The sequence below is a fragment of the Vicinamibacteria bacterium genome (assembly GCA_035620555.1).
Lineage (GTDB): Bacteria > Acidobacteriota > Vicinamibacteria > Marinacidobacterales > SMYC01 > DASPGQ01.
Genome location: DASPGQ010000606.1, coordinates 1 through 6,579, shown reverse-complemented (window position 1 = coordinate 6,579; position 6,579 = coordinate 1). Strand labels below are relative to the sequence as shown.

Below are 6,579 nucleotides of genomic sequence, written 5' to 3'. Positions count from 1 at the left end.
GAAGGCGCTTTTCCAAATGGCGGAGCTCGAATCCGCGAGAGGAGACTTCGAGGCGACGGAGCAATGGCTGCGCCGCGCCATCGCGATCGCACCCGATCCTTTTCTCCTCGACCGCCTCGCCTCCGTGCTTCAATCCGCAGGAAAGGGCGCGGAAGCGCGAGCGCTTCTCGCCGAGCGCATCCAGTCGGCCCCAGAAGATCCGGCGGCCGTCTACCGGCTCGGCCAGCTGCTGCTCGACGAGGGAGACGTCGCCGCAGCGATTCCCTTGCTGCGGCGAGCCGTCGTGCTCGGCCCCGACGATGTCGATTCGCATCTGGCCCTCGGAAATGCTTTGGCGACGGCCGGAAGCCACGAAGAAGCGATCGAAGCCCTTCGAGCCGCGGTCGCCCTGTCTCCCTGTCTGGCCCAGGCGCAGTCGAATCTCGGTGCGTCCTACGCGGCGCTTGGACGAATCAGCGAAGCCATTCGATCATTCGAGAAAGCGGTATCCTGTGATCCGACCTATGCCTTGGGTTACAAGAATCTCGCCGCGATGGAGCTCGAGCGAGGAAACGTCACCGCGGCCGTCGATGCGATGCGGGCCGCCGTGCGGGTGAGCGGAGACGACCCGGAGCTGAAGAGGATGCTCGATGAGCTCGTCGCCTACGAGCGCACTCGTCATTGAGCGGTAGAATGGGATTCGCATGAAGCTTTTCGCTTCCTGGCTTCCTGTGATCTTCGTTGGTCTCCAGGTCGAAGGCGAGCCGGAGCTGGAGCGTGCGCGTCGCCTCCTGGACGAAGGGGCGCTCGTCGAGGCACTCGAGCCGCTCGAGCGCTCTTACTCGCTTCGGCCCAATTCCCCGGACGTCCTCTGGATGCTTGCCGTGGTCAACCTGCGACTCGGGCGCGAGGCGCAAGGCGTCTCCTATGCCGAATCGCTCGTGGCCCTCGCGCCCCGGGAAGCGCGGAGCCGACTCCTTCTCGGCTCTTACCGGGAGGCCCTGGCGGAGGACGACGAGGCTATTGCCGAGTATCGGGCAGTGCTCGAGGTGGAGCCGAGTCACCCGCAGGCACTCAATCGTCTCGCACATCTCTACATGCGCCGGGGCGAGGACGACGTCGCGGTCGCGCTTCTCGAGCGCATTCTCGAGAAGTATCCGAACGATGCTCGTGCCCTCGCGCCTCTGGGTGTCTTGTACTTCCGGCAGGCACGCGCCAGGGAGGCGGTCGAGTTGCTCACCCGCGCCGTCCGGGAATCGCCGGACTCCTACGAGGCTCAGTACCATCTGGGTGCCGTCTACTCGACGCTGGGACACTACGAGCTGGCGAAGAGTCACCTCGGCGAAGCGCTGAAGCTCCGGGAAAACGACCCCGCGTGCCTCTTCGAGATGGGGCTTCTCCATGCGCGCCAAGAGCAGCTCGGCGAGGCGAAGGCCTATCTCGAGCGGGCCCGAGAGGCGAGGCCGGAGCACGCCGAGACGTATTTTCAGCTCGGCTCCATTTACGCCTATGAGAGCGAAGTGGACCAGGCCGAAAGGGCTTACCGGAAAACGATCGAGCTCGACTCCGGTCACGCACTCGCCTCCCAGGCGCTCGGACGACTCTATCTGCAATCGGGTCGCGCGGGGGAAGCGGAGTCGATGCTCCGTCGAGCCGTCGAACTTCGTCCCGAGGACGGCGAAGTCCATCACCAGCTGGCGCGCGCCTGCGACCAGCTGGATCGACCGGACGAGGCGAGGGGGCACTTCGAAGCCTCACTGGAGCTCCTGCCGTTCGCGCCCGAGCCGAGATTGAGCTTCGGTAACTTCCTTCTTCGGCACGGTGAGCTGGAGCACGGGCGCAGGATGATCGAGACGTTCCGCGAGCTCAAGGAGATCGACGACCGCACTTCAGAGCTGAAGGCCGCGATCGATTTCGATCCCAGCGACCCGAGACTGAAGGAAGCGCTCATCGAGCATCTTCTCGACAACGGCCGCAGTGAAGAGGCCCTCGAGCAGAGTCGACGTTTCGTGGCGCTGGCCACGATGGAGCCTCTCCACCATCTCATGCTGGCACGCTGCTTCCGAGAGGATGGCGAGAAGGCTCGGGCTCTCGCGGTTCTCGAGGACGCGCGTCGTTCGTTCCGCGCCCATCCGGCGGTCGAAGCCGCATACGCCGAGAATCTCGCTCTTTCGGAGCGAGCCGATGAGGCGCGCAGCATTCTTCTCGAAGCGGACGAGGACGAGCCGGACATTCAGCGGGCCTGGGCGATCGTTCACGACGCGCTCGGTGACACCAAATCCGCCGAAGCCTCGTTTCTGCGCTCCGTCGAGCTTGATGCGCGCAACCCTGAACGCTATATCGACTACGCCGACTGGCTTGCGGCAGCCGGGAGACGGGAAGCGGCCGTGGAGCAACTGGAGAGTGCCACCGCGACGATCCCGGACTCGTCCGAGCTCCACCGTCATCTTGCCCGCCTCTACCGAGCGATGGGACGGGAGAGCGAAGCGAGACGCGAATCCGCGCTGGCACGCGAGCTGCTTCGATCCACTCGCGTCCACCCATGAGCTCGAGCGGGGGGTGGGTCGCCGCGATCCTCGTTCTCACCTCGGCAGAGGAGCCATCCGCCCGCTTTCGGGAGATGCTCCAAGGCTCGGGCGTCGACTATCGAAACGTCAGCGGCGAGTCGGAGAAACGCTACATCGTGAGCTCGCTCGGCAGCGGAGCCGCGCTTTTCGACTACGACGAGGATGGAGACCTCGACCTCTACCTCGTGAACGGTTCGTCCCTCGAGGGGCAGACGACGGTCCCTGCCGGCCCGAACCGCCTCTATCGAAACCGCGGAGACTGGAAGTTCGAGGACGCAACCGATCTCGCGGGCGTGGGAGATCGGGGATGGGGCCTAGGATGCGCCGTCGGCGATTACGACAACGACGGTTGGGACGACCTCTACGTTACGAACCTCGGACCGAACGTGCTCTTTCGAAATCGCGGCGATGGAACCTTCGAAGATGTAACCGATCGAGCCGCGGTGGGAGACGCCGGCTTCGGAACGAGCGCCTTGTTCTTCGACGCCGACGGCGACGGAGACCTGGACCTCTATGCCGTCAATTATTCGGAGTCGGATGTGAGCGCCTTGCCGCTTCCCGGCTCGCGCCCGAGCTGTCTCTGGTTCGGAGTTCCCGTTTTCTGCGGCCCGAGCGGCCTCAGGGGCGTTCCCGACGTCTACTACCGGAACGAAGGCAATGGCTCGTTCACCGCGGCGACGCGCGACGCTGGTTTGTTCGACGCGACGGGAGCCTACGGTCTCGGGGTCGCAACCGGAGACTACGACGACGATGGTGACCTGGATCTCTACGTCGCGAACGATTCCGTGCCGAACTTCCTCTACCGGAACGACGGGACGGGCCACTTCCAGGAGGACGCGCTCCTGTCGGGAGTCGCCTACAACGCAGACGGTCTGGCTCAGGCGGGGATGGGAGTCGATACGGCGGATTTGGACGGCGATGGGCGGCTCGATCTGCACGTCACGAACTTCTCCCACGACACGAACACGCTATACCGGAGCTCGGGCTCGGGCTTCTTCACCGACGCGACCTCCGAGTTCAACTTGCGCATGCCGACCTGGCTATATCTCGGATGGGCGACCCGCATGGAGGATTTCGACAACGACGGGGATTTGGATTTGTTCGTCGTGAACGGTCACGTCTATCCGCAGGCCGACGAGACCGGCCAGAATACGCGCTATCGGCAACGAGATCAACTTTTCTGGAACGAGGAGGGACGATTGGTCGAACGTCCTCTGGCTCCGGACGACGCTCTCGTGGCCGAATCCTCGGGCCGCGGCGCGGCTTTTGGGGACGTCGATAACGACGGTGACGTCGACGCCGTCGTCGTCAATATCGACGACGTCCCAAGGCTCTTGCGAAACGAAAGCGGGGGAAAGGCAGTCACCCTGAGATTGATCGGACGTCGGTCGAACCGGAGCGCCGTCGGGGCGAGGATCATCCGAGAGACCGATACCGGCCATCTTGTTCGTGAAGTGAGGCCGTCGGGGGGGTATCTGTCTTCACACGATCCCCGGGTGCACATCGGTTTGGGAGAGAAGGACGTCGTCGAACGACTGACGATTCGATGGCCGAGCGGACTCGTCGAGCGAGTCGACAGCCTTCCCGCGGGCGCGCGAGCGACGATCCTCGAAGGTCTAGGTTACGTGACGCAATCTCCCGCTACCGCAGCTCATTGAGTATCTCTCCGGCCTTGATGATGTCTTCACGGTAGCGATCGGGCGGAGCCTTCGCGGCGAAGCGCTCAAGATAGGGAACGGCTTCGGCGGGCGATCGCTCGAGGAGAGCCATCGCCAGGTTGTACAGGGCATCGAACGCGTCCGGGGCCAGCTCGACCGCACGCTTCCATGCCGCGACCGCTCTCTCGAGCTCGCCGCGCCGAGCATGGGCGACTCCGAGGCCGTTGTGGGCGCTTGCGAGGCCTTCGTCGATGGCGAGGGCGCGCTCGAAATGTGCCACGGCCTCGTCGTTTCGACCCCTGCCGAGCTCGACCGAGCCCAGGTTGTTGTGTGCGGTGGCTGAGCTCGGGTCGAGCTCCAGCACTTTCGAAAAGGCGAGCTCGGCCGCGACCGGGTTACCGAGCCGCGCGTAGGCCACGCCCAGTGTGTTGTGAGCTTCCGCGAACTCGGGATGAGCTTCGGCGACCGGCTCGAGAAGGGAACGAGCCTTTCCCACTTCGCCGGTCTCGACGAGGTAGGAGCCGAGAAGGACGAGAAGGGACGAGTCGGTGAGGCCGCTTCGGACGGCGCCTTCGAGAACGTCGATCGCTTCGTCCGCTCGCCCAAGCTGTCGCAGCGCGTAGGCGAGCTTCTGATGGGCGAACGAGGAGCGGGGCTGTTGCTCACGAATCTTCTCCAACAGGTCGAGGGCTTCCTCCTCGTGTCCGCTCTGGAACAACGCGCCCGCCTGGTCGTGGGCGTTGGCGAGGTCGACGAGACGCTTTGGATCGTCCTCCTCGGAGTACGTATCGCGGCGCACGTCCACCGGGGCGACGAGATACCCGAGGCTTGCCAGCCGACGAATTGTTTCGACGTCGGCGGACGCGGGCTCGGAAGTGTCCCCGGCGACGAGCGCGCCGAGGGTGTCACGAAGCTCCGAAGCGAGTCGGGCCCGACGGGGTGCCAGGTTCTGGGTCTCTCCCGGATCCTCCTGCAGGTCGTAGATCTCAGAGATAGGCAGCTCGATGAATTTGTACCGGCCCCCGATCACCCCCCGTAGCGGGGCCCAGCCTCGAGTGAGATGAGGGTTGAGCGCCTCGAAGTAGCTCGTGGGCGCCTCGTATCGCGAGGGCGCCTGGAGGAAAGGGCGCAGGCTCACTCCGTCGATTTCGGGAGGGCTCTCGATTCCCAGGAGGTCCAGTAGTGTGGGAAGAACGTCTACGTGGCGCACCCGCGGAGAAAAACGGCCGGCCGGGACGGCTCTGGACCACAGAATCCAGGGCACCGAAAGGGTCGCGTTGTATGCGAACGTCCCGTGCGTGAGCTCGCCGTGCTCGCCCAGAGACTCACCGTGGTCGCCCACGAGGGTTACGAGCGTGTTCTCGAGAAGGCCCGCGGCATCGAGCCGCGCCAGGAAGGCACCCAGCCTGTCGTCCACGTAGGCGATCTCCGCCCCGTACGGATCTCGCGAGTGGCGGGAGGCGAACGGTTCGGGCGCCTCGTAGGGAGCATGGGGATCGAAGAGATGGATCCAAACGAGCCAGGGCTCGTTTCGGCGTTCGCGCAGCCAGGCTTCGGCGGGAGCGAGCACCGATTCCGCCCTTCGTTCGAGCTCGGTGAAGCTCTCGAACGTCCTCTTCTCACCGTAGTAATCGTCGTAGTGGTCGAAGCCGCGTCCCAGACCGAAACGTGCGTCGAGCACGAACGCTCCCACGAACGCCGCCGTTCGATAGCCGTGATCGCTCAGCAGGGTGGCAAGCGTATTGTGCCCCGGGCCGAGACGATAGGTGCCGTTATCGTGGACGCCGTGACGGGTCGGATACTTCGCAGTGAAGATCGACGTGTGGGCGGGAAGAGTCAATGGCACGTGGGAAACGACATCTTCGAATACGATGCCATCCTCCCCCAGCCGATCGAGATGCGGTGTGAGACCCGCGTGGGATCCGTAGCTTCCCAAGCGATCGGCGCGCAACGTATCGATCGTTACGAACAGAAGGTTGTTCCGTCGAAGAGCGCCATGAGCGATGTCGGTCGGGCCGCGAGTCGCGAGCCAAGCGATGGCGAGAGCTGCGGCCGACGCTAAGGCGATAGCGAATGGCGCACCCAGTCGTCGCTTCGAAACGTCGGGCTTTGGAGGCTTCGGGTTGCGCTGGCCCCTGCTTCGCCCCATGGGCTCAGGAAAGCACGTTCACGATGCAGTGCGTGTTCCCGCCCAGGTGGTGCGTCAGGTCCCGAACCGGGCTCGCTTCATAGCCGAGCTCTTGGTAGAGATCGAAGGCGCGTCGACCCTTGGCTCGAAGCGTCTCACGATTCACCGCGAGAGCGCCCTCGGCCAGCTCGCCTGGAAAAATCGGAAACAGAAGCCGTCGCTGACCCGTGGTCTTGTCAACGTAGGG

Annotated in this window: 5 protein-coding genes; 3 read left to right on the top strand and 2 right to left on the bottom strand. The window is 64.4% G+C overall.

The annotated features are described in order from the left end of the window. The 3 genes from VEK15_24820 to VEK15_24810 all read left to right on the top strand — a co-directional run. Positions 1–664, top strand: a 664-nt coding sequence (locus VEK15_24820) for a tetratricopeptide repeat protein (GenBank protein ID HXV63946.1), incomplete at its 5' end; no start/stop codon positions are given. Positions 665–683: 19 nt separating this feature from the next. Continuing rightward, complete coding sequence (locus VEK15_24815; protein HXV63945.1) at positions 684–2,525, top strand: tetratricopeptide repeat protein; 1,842 nt, start codon at positions 684–686, stop codon at positions 2,523–2,525. Then, positions 2,522–4,204, top strand: coding sequence for a CRTAC1 family protein (locus VEK15_24810; protein HXV63944.1), 1,683 nt, complete (start codon positions 2,522–2,524; stop codon positions 4,202–4,204). The genes VEK15_24815 and VEK15_24810 overlap by 4 nt, the downstream gene beginning before the upstream one ends. Here the strand turns inward: VEK15_24810 and VEK15_24805 are convergent. Then, complete coding sequence (locus VEK15_24805; protein ID HXV63943.1) at positions 4,188–6,353, bottom strand: sulfatase-like hydrolase/transferase; 2,166 nt, start codon at positions 6,351–6,353, stop codon at positions 4,188–4,190. The two genes, VEK15_24810 and VEK15_24805, sit on opposite strands and share 17 nt — an antisense overlap. 4 nt (positions 6,354–6,357) lie before the next feature. Continuing rightward, positions 6,358–6,579, bottom strand: a 222-nt coding sequence (locus VEK15_24800) for a hypothetical protein (protein HXV63942.1), incomplete at its 5' end; no start/stop codon positions are given.